Annotated in this window: 14 protein-coding genes; all 14 read left to right on the top strand. The window is 54.0% G+C overall.

What is annotated here, in order from left to right:
* The gene (gene purB / locus HMPREF9412_RS14360; RefSeq protein ID WP_009592336.1) at window positions 1–1,296 is read left to right on the top strand and encodes an adenylosuccinate lyase; all 1,296 of its coding nucleotides are present in this window, start codon (window positions 1–3) and stop codon (window positions 1,294–1,296) included.
* Window positions 1,297–1,560: 264 nt separating this feature from the next.
* Window positions 1,561–2,451 (top strand): phosphoribosylaminoimidazolesuccinocarboxamide synthase, encoded by an 891-nt coding sequence (locus HMPREF9412_RS14355; RefSeq protein WP_009592276.1) that lies wholly within the window; start codon window positions 1,561–1,563, stop codon window positions 2,449–2,451.
* A 49-nt stretch (window positions 2,452–2,500) separates the two neighbouring features.
* Window positions 2,501–2,746, top strand: coding sequence for a phosphoribosylformylglycinamidine synthase subunit PurS (gene purS, locus HMPREF9412_RS14350; RefSeq protein ID WP_006208285.1), 246 nt, complete (start codon window positions 2,501–2,503; stop codon window positions 2,744–2,746).
* 4 nt (window positions 2,747–2,750) lie between these two features.
* A complete protein-coding gene (gene purQ / locus HMPREF9412_RS14345) occupies window positions 2,751–3,440 on the top strand; it encodes a phosphoribosylformylglycinamidine synthase subunit PurQ (RefSeq protein WP_009592314.1) in 690 nt (229 codons plus the stop codon).
* Window positions 3,418–5,661: a phosphoribosylformylglycinamidine synthase subunit PurL gene (gene purL, locus HMPREF9412_RS14340; protein WP_009592321.1), complete on the top strand. Its 2,244-nt coding sequence runs from the start codon at window positions 3,418–3,420 to the stop codon at window positions 5,659–5,661. The genes purQ and purL overlap by 23 nt, the downstream gene beginning before the upstream one ends.
* The gene (purF, locus tag HMPREF9412_RS14335) at window positions 5,646–7,124 is read left to right on the top strand and encodes an amidophosphoribosyltransferase (protein ID WP_009592356.1); all 1,479 of its coding nucleotides are present in this window, start codon (window positions 5,646–5,648) and stop codon (window positions 7,122–7,124) included. Before purL ends, purF begins: the two co-directional genes overlap by 16 nt.
* A gap of 183 nt (window positions 7,125–7,307) precedes the next feature.
* Window positions 7,308–8,348 carry a phosphoribosylformylglycinamidine cyclo-ligase gene (purM, locus tag HMPREF9412_RS14330; protein ID WP_009592292.1) on the top strand — a complete coding sequence of 347 codons (1,041 nt, stop codon included), beginning with the start codon at window positions 7,308–7,310 and terminating at the stop codon, window positions 8,346–8,348.
* Window positions 8,348–8,956: a phosphoribosylglycinamide formyltransferase gene (gene purN, locus HMPREF9412_RS14325; protein ID WP_009592350.1), complete on the top strand. Its 609-nt coding sequence runs from the start codon at window positions 8,348–8,350 to the stop codon at window positions 8,954–8,956. Before purM ends, purN begins: the two co-directional genes overlap by 1 nt.
* A 156-nt stretch (window positions 8,957–9,112) precedes the next feature.
* Entirely contained in the window at window positions 9,113–10,660 is a 1,548-nt protein-coding gene (gene purH / locus HMPREF9412_RS14320; protein WP_009592328.1) for a bifunctional phosphoribosylaminoimidazolecarboxamide formyltransferase/IMP cyclohydrolase, read from the top strand.
* A 218-nt stretch (window positions 10,661–10,878) separates the two neighbouring features.
* Window positions 10,879–12,147, top strand: a complete 1,269-nt coding sequence (gene purD / locus HMPREF9412_RS14315; RefSeq protein ID WP_009592291.1) for a phosphoribosylamine--glycine ligase — start codon at window positions 10,879–10,881, stop codon at window positions 12,145–12,147.
* 543 nt (window positions 12,148–12,690) lie between these two features.
* Window positions 12,691–14,001, top strand: a complete 1,311-nt coding sequence (locus tag HMPREF9412_RS14310) for a sugar ABC transporter substrate-binding protein (protein WP_009592303.1) — start codon at window positions 12,691–12,693, stop codon at window positions 13,999–14,001.
* Window positions 14,002–14,098: 97 nt separating this feature from the next.
* Window positions 14,099–15,412 (top strand): sugar ABC transporter permease, encoded by a 1,314-nt coding sequence (locus HMPREF9412_RS14305; protein ID WP_009592315.1) that lies wholly within the window; start codon window positions 14,099–14,101, stop codon window positions 15,410–15,412.
* Window positions 15,412–16,254, top strand: coding sequence for a sugar ABC transporter permease (locus HMPREF9412_RS14300; RefSeq protein ID WP_009592355.1), 843 nt, complete (start codon window positions 15,412–15,414; stop codon window positions 16,252–16,254). Before HMPREF9412_RS14305 ends, HMPREF9412_RS14300 begins: the two co-directional genes overlap by 1 nt.
* Window positions 16,255–16,384: 130 nt before the next feature.
* Window positions 16,385–18,421, top strand: a complete 2,037-nt coding sequence (locus HMPREF9412_RS14295) for a methyl-accepting chemotaxis protein (RefSeq protein WP_009592317.1) — start codon at window positions 16,385–16,387, stop codon at window positions 18,419–18,421.
* Window positions 18,422–18,756: the final 335 nt, after the last annotated feature.

The following is an 18,756-nucleotide window of genomic DNA, read 5'->3' as shown; positions in this document are numbered from 1 at the left end:
ATGATTGAACGTTATAGCAGACCGGAAATGCGGGCGATTTGGACCGAGGAGAACAAGTTCAGAGCATGGCTGGAAGTTGAATTGTGCGCATGCGAGGCATGGGCCGACCTTGGCGTCATTCCGAAGGAGGACACCGTTAAGCTTCGCCAGAATGCGACCTTCAATATAGATCGGATTTATGAAATCGAGCAGGAAACCCGCCATGATGTCATCGCTTTTACCCGTGCGGTGTCGGAAAGCCTTGGCGAGGAGCGCAAATGGGTCCACTACGGCTTGACTTCGACGGATGTGGTGGATACCGCGATGGGATATCTGCTCAAGCAAGCCAACGATATTCTGGAGCAGGACATCCTGCGCTTTATCGGTATTTTGAAAGAGAAGGCACTGGCCTACAAGCATACCCCGATGATGGGCAGAACGCATGGCGTGCATGCAGAGCCGACGACCTTCGGCTTGAAAATGGCGCTGTGGCATGAAGAAATGATCCGCAACCTGGAGCGTTTCCGCCATGCGGCTGACGGCGTGCAGTACGGCAAAATTTCGGGTGCCGTCGGCACGTATGCCAATATCGATCCTTCGGTCGAAGAATTCGTTTGCCGCAAGCTCGGCACGAAAGCGGCGCCGATCTCGACCCAGACGCTGCAGCGTGACCGTCACGCGGAATACATGGCGACGCTTGCCCTTATCGCGACTTCGCTCGAGAAATTCGCTACCGAAGTACGCGCGCTCCAGAAGAGTGAGGTTCGCGAAGTGGAAGAGGCATTCGCCAAAGGACAAAAGGGTTCCTCCGCGATGCCGCATAAACGGAATCCGATCGGTTCGGAGAACATCTCGGGCCTTGCCCGCGTCATTCGCGGCCACATGGTTTCCGCTTACGAGAACGTGTCGCTCTGGCATGAGCGGGACATTTCCCACTCCTCGGTAGAACGTATCATCCTGCCGGACGCAACGATGCTGCTGAACTACATGCTGAACCGCTTCGGCAACATCGTGAAGAACCTGACGGTCTTCCCAGAGAACATGAAGCGCAACATGGCCCGCACATATGGCGTTCCTTTCTCCGGCCGGATCCTGACGAAGCTGATCGACAAGGGCTTCAGCCGCGAGCAAGCGTACGACACCGTTCAGCCACGCGCCATGCAGGCATGGGAAGAGCAGCGTCAATTCCGCGAGATCGTGGAATCCACGCCTGAGATCACCGAGGTGCTGAGCGCCGAGGAGATCGAAGATGCCTTCAATCCAAGCTGGCACCTGAAGCATGTGGATACGATTTTTGCCAAGCTGGGGCTGGAGTAGTTAAGAAACCAAATTAATCCGCATTCATAAAAGATCTAGAGAAGTTCAATTTCTACAACGGAGAAGGCGGAATTGTTTTGGAGAAGCGATAGCGGTCTCCTGAAAGCTTTCCATCGGAAAGCTAGCATCGAAAGCATATGCTGCCCCCGGATTTCAACCATTAAATCTTATGTAATAGAAATCTGGGGGCAACAGAGATCGGAAAAATAATCCGCATTCGTATTGATGACAGGCAGACAATCTCTAGTCTAAGGGGAGGAACACATGACATTACCGGCATTATCGACCGCCACTCATCTGGTCAACGTACCGCTGCTGTACAAGGGCAAGGTTCGTGAACTGTACGACCTGGGCGAGCACGTACTCATTGTAGTAACCGACCGCATTTCCGCTTTTGACTATGTGCTGGAGCCGCCCGTGCCGGCTAAAGGAACCGTGCTGAACAAGCTGAGCGCCTTCTGGTTCGAACAAACGGAGCAGCTTATCCGCAACCATGTCGTGCATACCGACGTGAACCTGCTGGGCGATGCCGTCAAGGACAAGGACCTGCTGGACGGACGCATCATGGTGTGCCGGAGGGCCGAGCGCATCGATATCGAATGCGTCGTGCGCGGGTACATCACCGGCGGAGGCTGGAGGCAGTATCAGTCCTCGGGCGAGGTCAACGGCATTAAACTGCCGGAGGGCTTGCGCAAGAATGAGGCTTTTCCGGAGCCGATCTTCACGCCGGCGGCCAAGAACGATGTCGGCCATGACGAGGACATTTCGCTTTCCCGCATGAAGGAGCTTGTCGGCGAAGAGCTGGCATTGCAGCTGCAGGAGAAAAGCCTGATGCTGTACAAGTTTGCACGCGATTACTGCCGCAAGCACGGCATTATTTTGGCCGATTGCAAGTTTGAGTTTGGATTGATCGACGGAGAGATCGTCCTGATCGACGAGATCTTCACGCCGGATTCCTCCCGTTTCTGGGATGAGAACAATTATGCGCTCGACATTGAGATCGACAGTATGGATAAGGAGCCGGTACGCACGTATCTTGCTTCGTCCGATTGGGATAAGAACAGTGAGCCGGATCCGCTGCCGAAAGCCGTGGTAGAGGAGACAACGCGCCGCTACAGCGATATTTACAGCCGAATCACGGGTGTTAGCCTGTAAGCTTTGATAAACCATTTCATTCATATATACCGAGGAGGAACAGGATACAATGTTGAAAGCAAAGGTCTACGTCACGATTAAGCAGAGCGTATTGGACCCTCAAGGGGTAGCGGTGCAAGGTGCGCTTCATTCGATAGGGTACAAGGAAGTGGAAAGCCTGCGGATCGGTAAATATATGGAGCTTGAGCTGGGCACGGACAACCGTGAGGAAGCCGAGCAACGAGTGAAAGAAATGTGCGAGAAGCTTCTGGCCAATACGGTGGTAGAGAACTACCGTTATGAATTGGAGGGCTAAACCAATGAGATTTGCAGTGCTGGTCTTTCCTGGCTCCAACTGTGACATTGACTGCTATAAGGCGGTAGAAGAGACGACCTCGCAGCCGGTGGATTATGTTTGGCATACGGCAACGGACCTTTCCCCATACGATTGTATTTTGGTGCCGGGCGGATTCTCCTATGGAGATTATCTGCGGTGTGGTGCGATTTCCCGGTTCGCCCCGGTCATGAACGAAGTGGCGAAAGCGGCGGAAGAGGGCAAGTATATTCTGGGCATCTGTAACGGATTTCAGATTTTGACGGAGGCCGGACTCCTTCCGGGAGCCCTGCGGCGCAACGATTCGATGAAATTCCGCTGCCATGACACGGTGCTTAAAGTGAACAATAATACAACGCCGTTTACCCGCGATTACGCGGAGGGACAAGAGATTGTCATTCCGATCGCGCATGGCGAAGGCAACTATTACTGTGATGAAGAAACGCTTCAAAAGCTCCGGGACAACCGGCAAATCGTATTTACGTATCAAGACAATCCGAACGGCTCGATCGAGGATATCGCGGGCATCTGCAACGAGCGCGGCAACGTAATCGGCATGATGCCGCATCCGGAGCGCGCGGTCAGCAGCCTGCTCGGCTCGGATGACGGTAAAGCAATGTTTACATCCATATTACAGGCATGGAGGGATACTCATGGCGCAGCAAACGTCCGTTAAGGAACCGACGGCAGAACAGATCGCAGAGCATCAGATTTACAAGCAGATGGGAGTTTCGGACAGCGAGTATGAGCTGATCTGTTCCTTCATGGGACGCAAGCCGAATTACACGGAAATCGGCGTATTCAGCGTCATGTGGTCCGAGCACTGCGCCTACAAAAACTCCAAGCCGCTGCTTCGCCGCTTCCCGACAAGCGGCCCGCGCGTCCTGATGGGACCGGGCGAAGGCGCAGGGATCGTCGATATCGGCGACAACCAAGCGGTCGTATTCAAAATCGAAAGCCATAACCACCCTTCCGCTGTAGAGCCTTACCAAGGCGCAGCTACGGGCGTAGGCGGCATAATCCGCGATATTTTCTCCATGGGGGCTAGACCGGTAGCGATTCTGAACTCGCTTCGTTTCGGCAAGCTGGAGAGCGATCGCGTTAAATATTTGTTCGAACACGTGGTATCCGGCATAGCCGGCTACGGAAACTGCATCGGAATCCCGACGGTAGGCGGCGAGGTGGTATTCGACGAGAGCTACGAAGGCAATCCGCTGGTCAATGCGATGTGCGTAGGCGTTATCGACCATGACAAGATTCAGCGCGGCGTTGCAAAAGGGGTAGGCAATCCGGTCTTCTATGTCGGGCCACCAACTGGCCGCGACGGCATCCATGGCGCGACCTTCGCTTCCGTAGAACTGACGGAGGAATCCGAAGCGAACCGTACGGCCGTTCAGGTCGGCGATCCGTTCATGGAGAAACTCGTGATGGAATCTTGCCTTGAGCTGATCGATTCCGGCATCGTGCTGGGCATTCAGGATATGGGCGCGGCTGGATTGACTTGCTCCAGTGCAGAAATGGCAAGTAAAGCAGGCAATGGCCTGGAACTGTACCTGGATCAGGTGCCTCAGCGCGAAGAGGGCATGACGCCTTATGAAATGATGCTGTCGGAATCCCAGGAGCGCATGCTGTTCGTCGTTGAGCCGAAGCATGAAGCACAAGCGCGCGAAATCTTCGAGCGTTGGGGCGTTATCTGCGCCAAAGTCGGCAAGGTAACGGACGATGGCCGCCTGAAGCTGATCCACCACGGCGAGGTGGTTGGCGACATGCCGGTAAAAGCACTCGTCGACGAGTGCCCGATTTATAACAAACCATCCCAAGAACCGGCTTATTATCAAGAGCAGGCTGCGGTGGATACGCTCCGTTATGAAGAAGTGAAGGACTTGGGCGGCGCCCTCAAGAAGGTGCTCGGTTCGCCAAGCCTTGCAAGCAAAGCATGGGTATACAACCAATATGATTATATGGTTCGCACCAGCACGGCCGTTCGTCCGGGCTCGGATGCAGCCGTCGTAACGGTGCACGGAACGCGCAAAGCCCTGGCGATGACAACGGACTGCAACGGACGTTACGTCTACCTCGACCCTGAGCTCGGCGGCAGAATCGCGGTCAGCGAAGCGGCGCGCAACATCGTGTGCTCCGGTGCCGAACCGCTGGCGATTACGGATAACCTGAACTTCGGAAGCCCGGAGAAGCCGGAAATTTTCTGGCAGATGGAAAAAGCCGTGGACGGCATGGCGGAAGCTTGCCGCGAGCTTGAAACGCCGGTCATCGGCGGGAACGTCAGCCTCTACAACGAGAATGCCAAAGGCGCGATTTATCCGACGCCGGTTGTCGGCATGGTCGGCCTGATCCATGATACGGATCATATTACGACGCAAGCCTTCAAGGCGGAGGGCGATGCCATCTACGTTCTGGGCGATACCCGTGCCGAACTGGGAGGCAGCGAGTTCCAAGCGATCCTGCACGGGGTGTCGGAAGGCAGACCGCCGGAGCTGAACCTGGATACCGAGAAGAAATTGCTCGGCGGCGTACTGAAGGCCATCCAATCGGGTCTGGTCCAATCGGCGCATGACGTGTCGGAGGGCGGACTTGCAGCAGCGCTTGCGGAAAGCTGCATCAGCGGCGGCATCGGCGCGAGCGTGAAATGGGCAACCGAACTGCGCAACGACGTGGCGCTGTTCAGCGAGAGCCAATCCCGGATCGTGCTGTCCGCGTCTCCTGATCACAAGAATGCGCTGGAGAAGCTCCTGCAAGAAGCGGGCGTTCCATTTACCGCGCTTGGCGTAGTCGGCGGAAACAAGCTTAGCATTAACATTAACGGTGCTTCTGCGCTGGAAGAATCCGTGGAGGCTTTGAAATCCGTCTGGGAGGATGCCATTCCATGTCTCATGAACTGATACCCGAAGGACTGTGGACAGGGGATTACTACAATGAGGGAACAGGTCAGAGCGATATTTTCGATACCTTAAAAGAAGAGTGCGGCGTATTCGGGGTGTTTGGGCATCCCGATGCCGCCTCCCTTTCCTATTACGGGCTTCACGCCCTCCAGCACCGCGGCGAGGAGAGCGCGGGAATTTGCGTGGCCGACGGCGAGAATTTCAATTATCACCGCGGTATGGGGCTGGTCAAAGAAGTGTTCGATAAAGACAAGCTGGAATCGCTGCAGGGCAGCATGTCGATCGGGCATGTCCGGTATTCGACCAGCGGGGACAGCAGGCTGACGAATGCGCAGCCGCTCGTCTTTAAATATCGTGAGGGCAATCTGGCGATTGCTACGAACGGCAACATCGTGAACGAGCCGAAGCTTCGGCGCGAGCTGGAGATGGAAGGCTCCATTTTCCAGACGACAAGCGATACGGAGGTCATTGCGCATCTGATCGCGCGTTCGCCGAAGGATTTTGTCGAGGCTGCCAAGGATGCCTTGCAGCGCCTGGTGGGTGGTTTTGCGTTTCTGCTCATGACCAATGACAAGCTGCTCGTCGCCTCGGACCCGAACGGACTCCGTCCGCTCACGATGGGTCGTCTGGGCGATGCATACATCTTCACCTCGGAGACCTGTGCGCTTGAAGTTATCGGAGCTGAGGCGATTCGCGACGTCGCTCCCGGGGAGCTGCTGATCCTCGATCGGAACGGACTTCGGGAAGAGCGTTACACGGAAGCGGGACGCAAAGCGTTGTGCGCGATGGAATATATTTATTTTTCCCGTCCGGACAGCGATCTGAACGGCTCCAACCTGCATTCGGCCCGCAAACGGATGGGCAGCAAAATGGCCCTGGAATCGTTCGTGGATGCGGATGTGGTTACGGGCGTCCCGGATTCCAGCATCTCGGCCGCCATCGGTTATGCCGAACAGACGGGCATTCCTTACGAGCTGGGATTGATCAAGAATAAATACACGGGCCGGACGTTCATTCAGCCGAGCCAGGAGCTGCGCGAGCAGGGCGTGAAGATGAAGCTGAGCGCGGTACGGCGCGTGGTCGAAGGCAAACGGGTGGTCATGATCGATGATTCCATCGTACGGGGAACCACCTCCCGCCGGATCGTCAACCTGCTTCGCGAAGCGGGCGCGACCGAAGTGCATGTGCGGATTACGTCGCCGCCGTTCAAGAATCCATGCTTCTACGGCATCGACACGCCGGATCGCAGGGAATTAATCGCCTCCGAGAAAAGCGTCGAGGAAATCTGCCGGGAGATCAATGCGGATTCCCTGTCGTTCCTGAGTCCGGAGGGACTGATATCCGCCATTGGCGGTTATGATGAGCACAGCCCTAAAGGCGGCTTGTGCATGGCATGCTTTGATAATGAGTACCCGACGCAGATTGATTTCAACGGGGAAGAGAAGATGGGCTGCAGCTGCTGATTCTGCAGCAGACAACCATTTTTTCTCGGATACACCCATTAAGTGCGTGTTCAAAAAGGTCGGTTTTCAGCACCGAGAGGGTTGGTTTGAACAACCTCTTTAAGCTGATTATTGATTAAGCCCATAAATGATGTGTGAACTGAACTGATACTTTCGTCATAACGAAAAAGGAGTGTTGAGCGCGTGTCTGATACTTACAAACAAGCAGGCGTGGATATCGCTGCAGGCAACGAAGCGGTAGAGCGGATGAAAAAGCATGTCAAAACGACTTTCAGGCCGGAAGTCATGACAGACCTCGGTGGTTTTGGCGCACTGTTCAAGCTGAATAAAGACCAATATGAAGAGCCGGTACTCGTCTCAGGCACGGATGGCGTCGGCACAAAGCTGAAGCTTGCATTCGCGATGGACCAACATGATACCATCGGCATCGATGCGGTAGCGATGTGCGTGAACGATATCGTGGTGCAGGGCGCAGAACCGCTCTTTTTTCTCGACTATTTAGCTTGCGACAAGGTCATTCCGTCCAAAATCGAGTCCATCGTCAAAGGGATCGCCGACGGATGCAATCAGGCGGGCTGTTCCCTGATCGGCGGGGAAACGGCGGAGATGCCGGGCATGTACAGCGAAGGCGAGTATGACATCGCGGGCTTTACCGTGGGGATTGTCGACAAAAGCAAAATGATCAACGGGTCGAATATCGCGGCAGGCGACACGGTGATCGGACTGGCCTCCAGCGGCGTGCACAGCAACGGTTTCTCGCTCGTCCGCAAGCTGCTTCTGGAGGATGCCGGCTACTCGCTGCAGCAGGAGCTCCCGGAACTGGGAGGACGTCTTGGCGACGTACTGCTGGCACCAACCAAGATTTATGTGAAGCCTCTGCTCGGGCTGCTGAAAGAGATCGAAGTGAAGGGCATGGCGCATATCACGGGCGGCGGATTCATCGAAAATATTCCGCGCATGCTGCCGGAGGGCGTCAACGTCGACATCGAATACGGCGCTTGGCCGATTCTGCCGATTTTTAAGCTGATGCAGGATAAAGGCAGCATTTCGAACAAGGACATGTTTACGACATTCAATATGGGAATCGGCATGGTGCTTGTCGTCAAGGAGCAGGATGCTGACGGGGCACTTCAATATCTCCGCTCCGCAGGCGAAGAGGCTTATGTGATCGGCCGCGTGACCGAAGGCGAGCGCATCGTAACCTTCACGGGAGCTGAGGTGTAATGAGAGCGTTTCGGATGGCGGTGTTCGCTTCCGGAAGAGGCAGCAACTTTCAGGCTTTGGTCGATGCGCAGCAAAGCGGAGCCCTGGGCGGCGAGATCAGCATTCTGGTATGCGACAAGCCTCAGGCTCCCGTCGTGGAGCTGGCTAAAGCGGCGAATGTGGATGTATTCGCCTTTCAGCCGAAGGAATATGCCTCTAAGGAAGATTACGAACGGGAAATTGCGGCAGAGCTTCAGCAGCGCGGTGTCGAATTAATTGTCCTTGCAGGATATATGCGGCTATTGAGCCCTTCCTTTGTCGAGTTTTATAACGGGCGGATTATCAATATTCATCCTTCACTCCTGCCTGCTTTTCCAGGCAAAGACGCGATCGGCCAAGCGCTTGCGTATGGCGTCAAGATGACCGGCGTCACGGTGCATTTCGTGGATGGCGGCATGGATACCGGGCCGGTTATCGCTCAGAAGGCCGTTGAAATCAAGGACGGCGATACGGCGGAAACGCTGGCAGAACGCATTCACGCCGTGGAGCAGAAGTTATACTCTGAAGTCGTTTCCTGGTTTGCCGAGGGGCGGATTTCGCTGAACGGGCGGAATGTGACGATTGCCTAATAGGCTTTTGTAATAAAAGCGGACAAGGTCTTACAGTTAATCGACATGTTCGATATTTCTCGGGAAATAATTTGCAATTATGGATCTTCGACAGCATCTACGGTATCAAGACAGGCCTAACTTAGTAGATTTTCATTCAAAATAGGGGGTATGAACGTGGGTATCAAAAGAGCTTTGGTCAGCGTGTCGGACAAAACCGGCGTCGTGGAATTTTGCCGCGAGTTGTCTTCATTGGGTGTAGAGATCATTTCGACAGGAGGGACGAAGAACCTCCTAGCAAAAGAAGGCGTTCCTGTCATCGGCATTTCCGATGTGACCGGATTCCCGGAAATTCTGGACGGACGCGTCAAAACCCTTCATCCAGCGGTGCACAGCGGCTTGCTTGCCATTCGCGACAGCGAGGAGCATCAGCGTCAAATGCAGGAGCTGGGCCTCGATTACATCGATCTGGTCGTGGTGAACCTGTACCCGTTCCAGGAAACGATCGCGAAACCGGATGTCGAGTATGAAGATGCGATCGAAAATATCGACATCGGCGGTCCGACGATGCTGCGTTCGGCTGCGAAAAACCATGCTTTTGTGAGCGTGGTTGTCGATGCGGCGGATTACGGCAACGTGATCGAGGAAATCCGAGGCGGCGGCGATACGACGCTGGAAACCCGTAAACGCCTTGCAGCCAAAGTATTCCGTCATACGGCTGCCTACGATACGCTCATTTCCGACTATTTGTCGAATGTGACAGGGGATCCGCTTCCTGAGCGCTTCAGCGTCACCTACGAGAAGATCCAGGACCTTCGCTACGGCGAAAATCCACATCAAAAGGCGGCATTTTACCGGAAGCCGCTGGCTCCCGCGGGAACGATGACGACCGCCGAGCAGCTGCACGGCAAAGAGCTCTCCTACAACAATATCAATGACGCAAACGCGGCCCTGCAGATCGTGAAGGAATTCGACGAGCCGACCGTGGTGGCCGTGAAGCATATGAATCCTTGCGGCGTCGGTATCGGGACGAATGTATTGGAAGCTTATCAAAAAGCTTACAATGCGGATCCGACGTCCATCTTCGGCGGCATCGTGGCCGCAAACCGGACGATTGACGCTCCGACGGCCGATCTGCTGAAGGATATTTTCCTTGAAATTATCCTGGCACCGGACTTCACGCCGGAGGCGCTGGAGATTCTGACGAAAAAGAAAAACATCCGTCTGCTGAAGATGGGCGAGTTCGGCTCGGCCAAGGAGCGCCAAAGCACGCTTGCCGTAACAACCATCGAAGGCGGCATGATCGTGCAGGAAAGCGATATGCATTCCCTCGATGCGGCTGACCTGAAGGTCGTGACGGACCGTGAGCCTACCGAAGCCGAGCTGAAGCAGCTGCTCTTCGGCTGGAAGGTGGTCAAGCACGTCAAGTCGAACGCAATCGTATTGGCGGCAGACGACATGACCGTCGGCGTAGGCGCAGGCCAAATGAACCGTGTCGGTTCCGCGCGCATTGCGGTGGAGCAGGCGGGAGAGAAAGCCAAAGGCGCGGTTCTCGCTTCCGATGCGTTCTTCCCGATGGGCGATACCGTGGAGCTTGCGGCGAAAGCCGGCATTACCGCCATCATTCAGCCGGGCGGCTCCATCAAGGATGAGGAATCGATCAAGGCTGCCAATGAATACGGGATCGCCATGGTCTTTACAGGCGTGAGACATTTCAAGCACTAATTCATTCGCTAAAAAATGACGGGGGCTTGGTTGCAGACATCAGACTGCATTCGAAGTACACCCCTTTCAATCAACATTGGCAGAGGCGACGCCGCGCTTAGCGCGCGCCGCCTTTACGTTTAAGGGGCGAAAGGCCGACTTATCGCTTTGCCCCGTAAATGATTCATGCGGTGAAACGATATCGCGGGCAATATGAAATGATTCGGGAGGGATAAACCATGGATATTTTGGTTATCGGAGGCGGCGGAAGAGAGCATGCCATCGTATGGGCACTGGCAAAGAGCCCGAAAGCAGGCACCATTTACTGTGCGCCGGGCAATGCCGGAATCGGGCAGCTGGCAAAATGCGTGCCGATTGCGGTATCGGAATTTGATAAGCTGGCGGCTTTCGCCGTAGAGAAGCAGGTGGGACTCATAGTTGTCGGTCCGGATGATCCGCTGGCGGAAGGCATCGTGGATGCGTTTGACGCTACGGGCATCCCGGTATTCGGTCCGCGCAAAAACGCGGCCGAAATCGAGGGCAGCAAAACCTTCATGAAGGATCTGCTTCATAAATACAGCATACCGACAGCGGCTTACGCGAAGTTCGACAATTACGAGGAGGCGCTTGCTTACTTGCGCCAGCAAGGCGCGCCGATCGTCGTGAAAGCGGACGGGCTCGCAGCAGGCAAGGGCGTTACCGTTGCGCGGACCATCGAGGAGGCCGAGCAGGCACTCAGCGACATCATGCAATCGAAGGTGTTTGGCGATGCCGGAAGCCGCGTAGTTATCGAGGAGTTCCTGGAAGGCCAGGAAATGTCGATCCTCGCCTTTGTGGACGGAGAAACCGTGAAGCCGATGTCAGCCGCGCAGGATCACAAGCCGGCGTATGACGGGGACCAGGGGCCGAATACCGGAGGAATGGGAACGTATTCGCCATTGCCTCATATTCAGCCGTCCATCATCGAAGAGGCCATTGAGACGATCATCAAGCCTACGGCAAAAGCGATGGTTGACGAAGGACGTCCGTTCCGTGGCGTTCTGTTTGCCGGATTGATGATCACGCCAGACGGCAGACCGAAGACCATTGAATTCAATGCCAGATTCGGCGATCCGGAAGCGCAGGTCGTATTGCCGCGCCTGAAGACCGATCTGCTTGACGTTTTCCTTGCTGCCGTGAACGGGACCCTGGCCGATCTTGAGCTGGAGTGGAGTGACGAGGCAGCCGTATGCGTCATCCTGGCTTCCGGCGGTTATCCTGCATCGTATCCAAAAGGAATTGCGATTACTGGCCTGGACAACGAGCAGGACGGGACGATCGTATTTCATGCGGGCACTTCTCGCGATGCCGATGGCACCTGGAGAACGAACGGGGGACGTGTCCTGGGCGTTGTCGGTTTAGGCACGGATATCGCTGCGGCACGCGCGAAAGCCTATGAACGGGCAGAAGCGATTGCGTTTGAAGGCAAGTTTAACCGGACGGACATTGCGCTGAAAGCACTGCAATAAGCAAGCTCATTCACTAACAACGATTCGTAAAAATAGGAGGACTGCCGCAGATCGGTTATTCAAAGATCACAAGCGGTAGTCCTTTCTTGCTGTTATCGGAAATACATGGGGAAGCCAAGCTTAGATGCAAGATCCGCTCATGGCAGACCCGGGTACATCTGTTTCTATTTCCCACTACTGTGCAAACGTTTGTTCAACGAGCAGGCATTTATGATGGCTTCTTGTCTCAAATAACGTGCAAAATGACAGGATTGCACAGGATCTGCACAACTATTTTTATGATAACTTACGAAATACAGTGAATATCGAAGGTAATAGAAGATTATATGCCTAAAACGGGGAAAAATGATCTGTGCAAACGTTTTTACATTCGATATTAAATGTTGTATGATGTTTTCAGTGAATGAAGCGCTTTCTCAACGGGATTTTTCCTGAGTATCTCGCCAGATGCTACATAGAAAAAGAGACGCTGAAAATTTTCTGAAATCGTTTGCGCAGATTTCCAACATTTTCTGATCATTTATTGAGAGGGGTAATCATGGAATGAAGATGAAGAAGTTACTTACGCTAGCTGCAACCTTCACGTTGGCGTTCTCCATTACAGCGTGCGGAGGAAATACGGCCGCACCAGCTACGGAGGCACCTGCTGAGACTCCGCCAGCACAGGAAACGCCGGCCGAAAATACAGAGACACAGGAACTTAAGCCAGAAGAAGGCGCGAAATTGGTCGTATGGGAAAGCCGGGACGAAAGAGCTTACACCGATGCGGTCGCCAAAGAATTTACCGAGAAATACGGCGTTGAAGTGACCATTGAAGAATTGTCCCCAACTGATCAAGTAACCAAGCTTGCGCAAGACGGACCATCCGGCTTGGCAGCCGACGTCGTACTGTTCCCTCACGATAACCTGGGCAAAGCCGTAGCGACAAACCTGGTTCTGCCAAACGATTTTTATGAAGAAAAAACGAAAAGCAACAACACGGAAGCAGCCATCCAAGGCGTAAGCTATGACGGCGTTCTGTACGGATACCCTCGCGCTGCGGAAACTTACCTGATGTACTACAACAAGGACTTGGTTAAAGAAGTTCCGACAACGATGGAAGAGGTTATCGAATTCAGCAAAACCTTCACCGACAAATCCAAGAACAAGTATGGATTCATGTTCGAAACAGGCAACCTGTACTTCGCATATCCGTTCCTTGCTTCCAACGGCGGATACATCTTCGGTAACGGCGGTGCCGACGTCAACGATATCGGCCTGAACAACGAAGGCGCAGTGAAGAGCATGGAAGTATATGCAAGCCTTAAGGAAATCCTTCCGGTTAAATCCGGCGATATTACGCCGGATATCAAGCGTGGCTTGTTCACGGCCGGCGATCTGGCGATGGACATTAACGGACCATGGGAGCTTGGCGGATACAAAGAAGCGCTTGGCGACAAGCTCGGCGTTGCTCCAATCCCGACGATCGGCGGTCAGCCTGCAGTATCGTTCTCCGGTATCAAAGCTTGGTACGTAAGCTCGTTCACGAAGTATCCGCAAGCAGCTCGTCTGTTCGCAGACTTCGCAACGTCCAAAGAAGCACAATTGCAATTGAGCGCATTGGTTGGTTCGGTTCCGACCAACAACGAAGCTCAAGAAGACGATCAAATCAAGAACGACGAGTATGTATCGGCATTCACGGAGCAGTTCAAATCTTCCCAGCCGATGCCGTCCGTACCGGAAATGGCTAACGTATGGTCTCCAGTAGGCGCTGCGCTGGCTGAGATCTGGGACAACAACAAAGACGTGAAAGAAACGCTGGATAAAGCTGTAACTCAAGTGAAAGACCTCAACAGTGGTGGAGCTGGCGAGTAATAGCGTTCTTATATAATACGAGACAGATGAAGAAGTTCACCCGCCGAACAACCGGCGGGTGATTCCTCGATTATACGGAGAGGAGAATGGAGGGAGCATGCGTCAACATCGTATCACAGCGGCCGTATTATCAGCCATCTGCATGGGTCTGGGTCAGCTTTACAATCGGCAATGGATCAAAGGCGTTATTTTACTTATCGTAGGCGTATTCAGTCTGTATTACTTCATTAACAACCTGGGTGATGCCATCTGGGGAATGGTAACATTGGGAGAACAGGGGAGCCATTTAGAAAAAGTCAACGGCTTGACCCAAATGGTAGCGGGTGACCATTCCATCAATCTCCTGATTGAAGGACTTATCACCTTAATTATGTTTGCGCTCTTTCTTATTGGCTACTATGCCAATATCAAAAACGCATATAACGCTGGAAAACTAAGGGAAAAGGGTGTAACGCCCAACAATTTCAGACAGACCCTTTACTATATTTTCGAATGGAAATTTGCGCAATCTTTCCTGACACTGCCGGCAATCGGTATTTTGTTTTTCACGGTTATGCCGATCATCTTCATGGTCCTGCTGGCGTTTACGAACTATTCCGCTCCAAACAATCTGCCGCCTGCTAGCCTGGTGGATTGGGTTGGCTTCAAAACCTTTACCAATCTCGTTGCACTAAAATCGTGGAGCCACACCTTTTTCGGGGTTCTGACCTGGACGATCATCTGGGCGGTGCTCGCAACGGTTACCACGTATTTCGGCGGCGTGCTCGTGGCACTGCTTATTCAACAAAAAGGAATTCGATTCAAAGGCGTATGGCGCGTCATCCTGATCATTCCATATGCGATCCCGCAGCTGATCTCGCTGCTTGTCATGCGTAATATGTTTAACGGGCAATTCGGCCCGATCAACCAGTATTTAAGGTACTTCGGTTTGGAAGGACTGCCTTGGCTGACCGATCCGGTCTGGGCTAAAGTGACCGTTATCGTTGTTAATATGTGGGTCGGTATCCCTGTATCCATGCTCCTCGTGATGAGCGTTCTGACCACGATTCCGAAGGATCTCTATGAAGCTGCGGACGTGGATGGAGCGACCGGCTTCCAGAAGTTCAAGATCATTACCCTGCCGATGATTTTGTTCTCGACGGCACCGGTGCTGATTACGCAATTTGCCGGTAACATCAACAACTTTAACTTGATTTTCCTCCTGACGAACGGTAACCCGGTGGTGGGCGACTATCAATACGCGGGAGCGACGGACCTGCTCGTTACCTGGCTCTATAAACTGACGCTGGATCAGCAGCGTTACAGCATGGCATCGGCCATCGGTATTATCATCTTCATGATTATTGCGACCTTCTCAATTTACAATTATCGTCGTACCAGATCATTCAAAGAGGAGGATATGATCCAATAATGGGAATTAAAATGAGAAACGCGATCCGCCTAACGGCAAGCTACATCACGCTTGTCATCATCGCGATCGGCTGTATTTACCCGGCGCTCTGGATTGTTCTGGCCTCTTTCCGTCCCGGAAAGTCGTTGTACAGCAAATCCTTGATTCCAGAATCCTTCACGCTCAGTCATTATAAAGAGCTGTTTACGTCCCAAAGCTTCCTGTTTGGCACATGGTACATGAACACGTTGAAAATTGCGGTGTTCTCCATGATTATCGGGACCATTCTTGTCCTGCTTACTAGTTATGCGGTATCCCGCTTCCGGTTCAAGGGCCGTCAGAATGCGCTATCGGTCATTCTCGTGCTGGGGATGTTCCCGGGCTTCATGAGCATGATCGCCCTGTATATCCTGTTGAACTCCCTGGACCTGCTGAATACGCATGCCGCGATGATCATCGTGTATGCGGCCGGGGCACCGCTTGGCGGAACCCTCATCATGAAGGGCTTCCTGGATACGATACCGCGAAGCTTGGATGAAGCGGCGAAGATTGACGGAGCCACCAACTTCCAGATCTTCCGCAAAATCATTCTGCCGTTGTCGAAGCCGATGATTACGTATATGGGCTTGACGCTGTTCGTCGGCCCATGGGTAGACTTTATCTTTGCCCGGCTCGTGCTCCGGACCAAGGAAAACTGGACGCTTGCCGTCGGCCTGTGGGATCTCGTTAACTCCACCCAGGACAGCAACTTTACGTTGTTCGCGGCGGCATCGGTGCTGATCGCACTGCCGATCACCCTGCTGTTTGTGTTCCTGCAGCGTTTGCTGGTCGATGGCATGACGGCCGGCGCAAGCAAAGGGTAAGCCCAAAAACGGATAGCCCAACTTACGATATCATAAGACACATAGATAGAGAGAACAGCGAAGAGACACAGCCGGTAATTGCCTTGCTGTGTCTTTTTGCATGTATTCATGCAATCAGGGGGTACATAACATGAACATGACAAAGCGTTTTCAATTCAAGGCGGTCGGCATGAAGCTGTTTGTTATCTTTTTTACAACGATCGTGCTGTTATCTTCGGCGCTGGGGTTATTGTCGTATTCCATCTCCAAGGACACGGTAATGGATCAGGTATCCGAAGCGACCTCGGGGCAGATGATGCAGGCTGCGGACAAGCTGGATTTTCTGTTAGGCCAGTATGAAGCCGCTTCCCGCCAGTGGGCGCTGGACACGGTGCTTCGCGAAGATCTGGTGACGGTCAGCACGGCGGATATCGGCATTCGGGACAAAACGCAGGCCGAGAACCGCATCCGTGAGAAGCTGAACGGGATGGCATCTTCGGATAAACGTCTGCAGGGCATGCGTCTGGTCGCGCCCAATCTTCAGGCTCAAAGCTCCTATAACTCCACGGGCTATTCGGGAATGTCTTCTTCGGACGGGGTGAAGGCGAAGATCGACCGGATTATCCAGGCCGATGGCGAACCGGTATGGTTCCCGACAGAGATCAAGGGTTTTATGGAGAATGAGAGTACCGCCACCATGACGATGGGGAGATTGCTGAAAAACCTGAAAAATCCGAATGCGCAGTACGTCCTGCTGATGGATGTCAAGGATGAGGCGGTCGGCGAGGTGCTGGCGAATCTAAAAATAGGGAATAACGGACAGATGCGGATCGTGGCCGAAGATAACCGGATCGTGCACGACATGGACCCGGCCCAGCTGATGCAGCCGTCCGCCATTACGGTTCCTCCGGATGCCGAGGAAGGGGGGATCTATTATACCGCCGACGAGCAGATGGTGGTATATACGCCTTTAAAGACCGCGCCATGGCATATGGTCGGCTTTGCTCCCGTTAGCGATTTCGTGCAGGCCACTGACAAATTGCTTGCCGTGACGCTTGCGGTCATTGTGGCAGCGGTTCTGGTTGCTGTTCTGATCGGCTACTATATGATGCGTACCGTCGGCCGACCGCTGAACCAGATGTGCAGCCTGATGGAAGAGGGAGAGCAGGGGAACTTAAGGGTGCGGACGGAATTCCGCCGTGCCGATGAGATTGGCCGTCTGGGTCAGAGCTTCAACCGGATGATGGGGCAAATCTCGGCTTTGGTCGATCAGACCAATGCGTCGGCGAAGGAAGTGCTGGTTACGGCCGAGGAATTGGCCGAAGCCTCAAGAGGAACCTCGCTTACGGCCGGCGAAATTGCGGCCGCCATGGAACAGATTGCGCAGGGAAGCGGAAGCCTGGCCATGGAGGCCGAACGCGAGAATCAGCTGGCCGAGAACATCGGCGTCCGGATGAGCAAGGTGTCCGATACGAATCAGGTGATCGCGGCCGCGGCGGATCGCGTGCTCCGGGTAACGGGGGAAGGCGCGCAGCATATGGACAGCCTGGTGGAGAAATCGACGCGGATTAACCAGGTGAACCGGGCGATCGTCCAGAATGCGGAGAAGCTGAAGGATAATACCGCATCGATTCACAAAATATTGGAGCTGATGTCGGAGATTACGCATCAGACCAACGTGCTGTCCATTAACGCGACGATTGAAGCGGCCCGCGCCGGGGCGGCAGGCAGCGGCTTCATGGTGGTTGCCAATGAAGTGCGGAGCCTCGCGGATCGTTCCAAGGAGTCGATCCAGACCGTAGGCGCCATGATTCTGGACATTCGGCGCGAGGTGCAGGGCTCCGTGGATGCTTTGACGTCGGCATCGCCGCTCTTTGACGAGCAGCTGCATTCGGTGCAGGAAGCACAGGGTGTCTTTGATAACGTGCGTCACGAGATGGATGCGCTCTTAACCGAGATCAGCGAGTCTACGCATGCGGTGGAGGTTCTGATCGATTCCCAGCTGGCGCTGACCGACTCCATCTCGGAGGCGAGCTCGATTGTCCAGGAAACCAGCGCCGCCACGGAGGAGGTCGCTTCGATGTCGTCCGAGCAGTTCAAGGTGAGCGAGAAGCTGGTCGGCCTGTCGTCGCGATTGGAGGAGCTGTCGGAGGGCTTGCGCAAATCTTTGGTGATGTTTAGGACGTAAATGGTTTTGGTAATGATGTGATGGCTATATACAGCACTCCGTATGCGGATCATGCTTCCGATCCCTGTTACCCCCGGATTTCTATTGGAATGATATTTATGGTTGAAATCCGGGGATAAAGGGGACCACTTCGTTTCTCCACCATGATTCCGCCTGATCCGTTGAAGCTTGCGGGGAATCGATTCGTCCTCTCCGCTACTACGTGCTCTGCGTACAGCCATTTACGCTAAGGTGTGGGGGGGAGAAAAAGGCCGATGAAGGGGAACATCTTCATCGGCTTTTTTGCTGGTGTGCGTGGTGCTCGGATGGCTGGAAATTAGCGCGGGTCCGTTGGG

It is taken from the genome of Paenibacillus sp. HGF5, assembly GCF_000204455.1.
Taxonomy (GTDB): domain Bacteria; phylum Bacillota; class Bacilli; order Paenibacillales; family Paenibacillaceae; genus Paenibacillus_AQ; species Paenibacillus_AQ lautus_A.
The sequence above is the reverse complement of the archived record's forward strand: the minus strand, read 5'-3'. Positions and strand labels throughout refer to the sequence as shown.

Excerpts from the sequence above, each read along its gene's own strand:
- purB (WP_009592336.1), top strand. The coding sequence starts at position 1 with ATGATTGAACGTTATAGCAGACCGGAAATGCGGGCGATTTGGACCGAG.
- HMPREF9412_RS14355 (WP_009592276.1), top strand. The coding sequence starts at position 1,561 with ATGACATTACCGGCATTATCGACCGCCACTCATCTGGTCAACGTACCG.
- purS (WP_006208285.1), top strand. The coding sequence starts at position 2,501 with ATGTTGAAAGCAAAGGTCTACGTCACGATTAAGCAGAGCGTATTGGAC.
- purQ (WP_009592314.1), top strand. The coding sequence starts at position 2,751 with ATGAGATTTGCAGTGCTGGTCTTTCCTGGCTCCAACTGTGACATTGAC.
- purL (WP_009592321.1), top strand. The coding sequence starts at position 3,418 with ATGGCGCAGCAAACGTCCGTTAAGGAACCGACGGCAGAACAGATCGCA.
- purF (WP_009592356.1), top strand. The coding sequence starts at position 5,646 with ATGTCTCATGAACTGATACCCGAAGGACTGTGGACAGGGGATTACTAC.
- purN (WP_009592350.1), top strand. The coding sequence starts at position 8,348 with ATGAGAGCGTTTCGGATGGCGGTGTTCGCTTCCGGAAGAGGCAGCAAC.
- purD (WP_009592291.1), top strand. The coding sequence starts at position 10,879 with ATGGATATTTTGGTTATCGGAGGCGGCGGAAGAGAGCATGCCATCGTA.
- HMPREF9412_RS14310 (WP_009592303.1), top strand. The coding sequence starts at position 12,691 with ATGAAGATGAAGAAGTTACTTACGCTAGCTGCAACCTTCACGTTGGCG.
- HMPREF9412_RS14305 (WP_009592315.1), top strand. The coding sequence starts at position 14,099 with ATGCGTCAACATCGTATCACAGCGGCCGTATTATCAGCCATCTGCATG.
- HMPREF9412_RS14300 (WP_009592355.1), top strand. The coding sequence starts at position 15,412 with ATGGGAATTAAAATGAGAAACGCGATCCGCCTAACGGCAAGCTACATC.
- HMPREF9412_RS14295 (WP_009592317.1), top strand. The coding sequence starts at position 16,385 with ATGAACATGACAAAGCGTTTTCAATTCAAGGCGGTCGGCATGAAGCTG.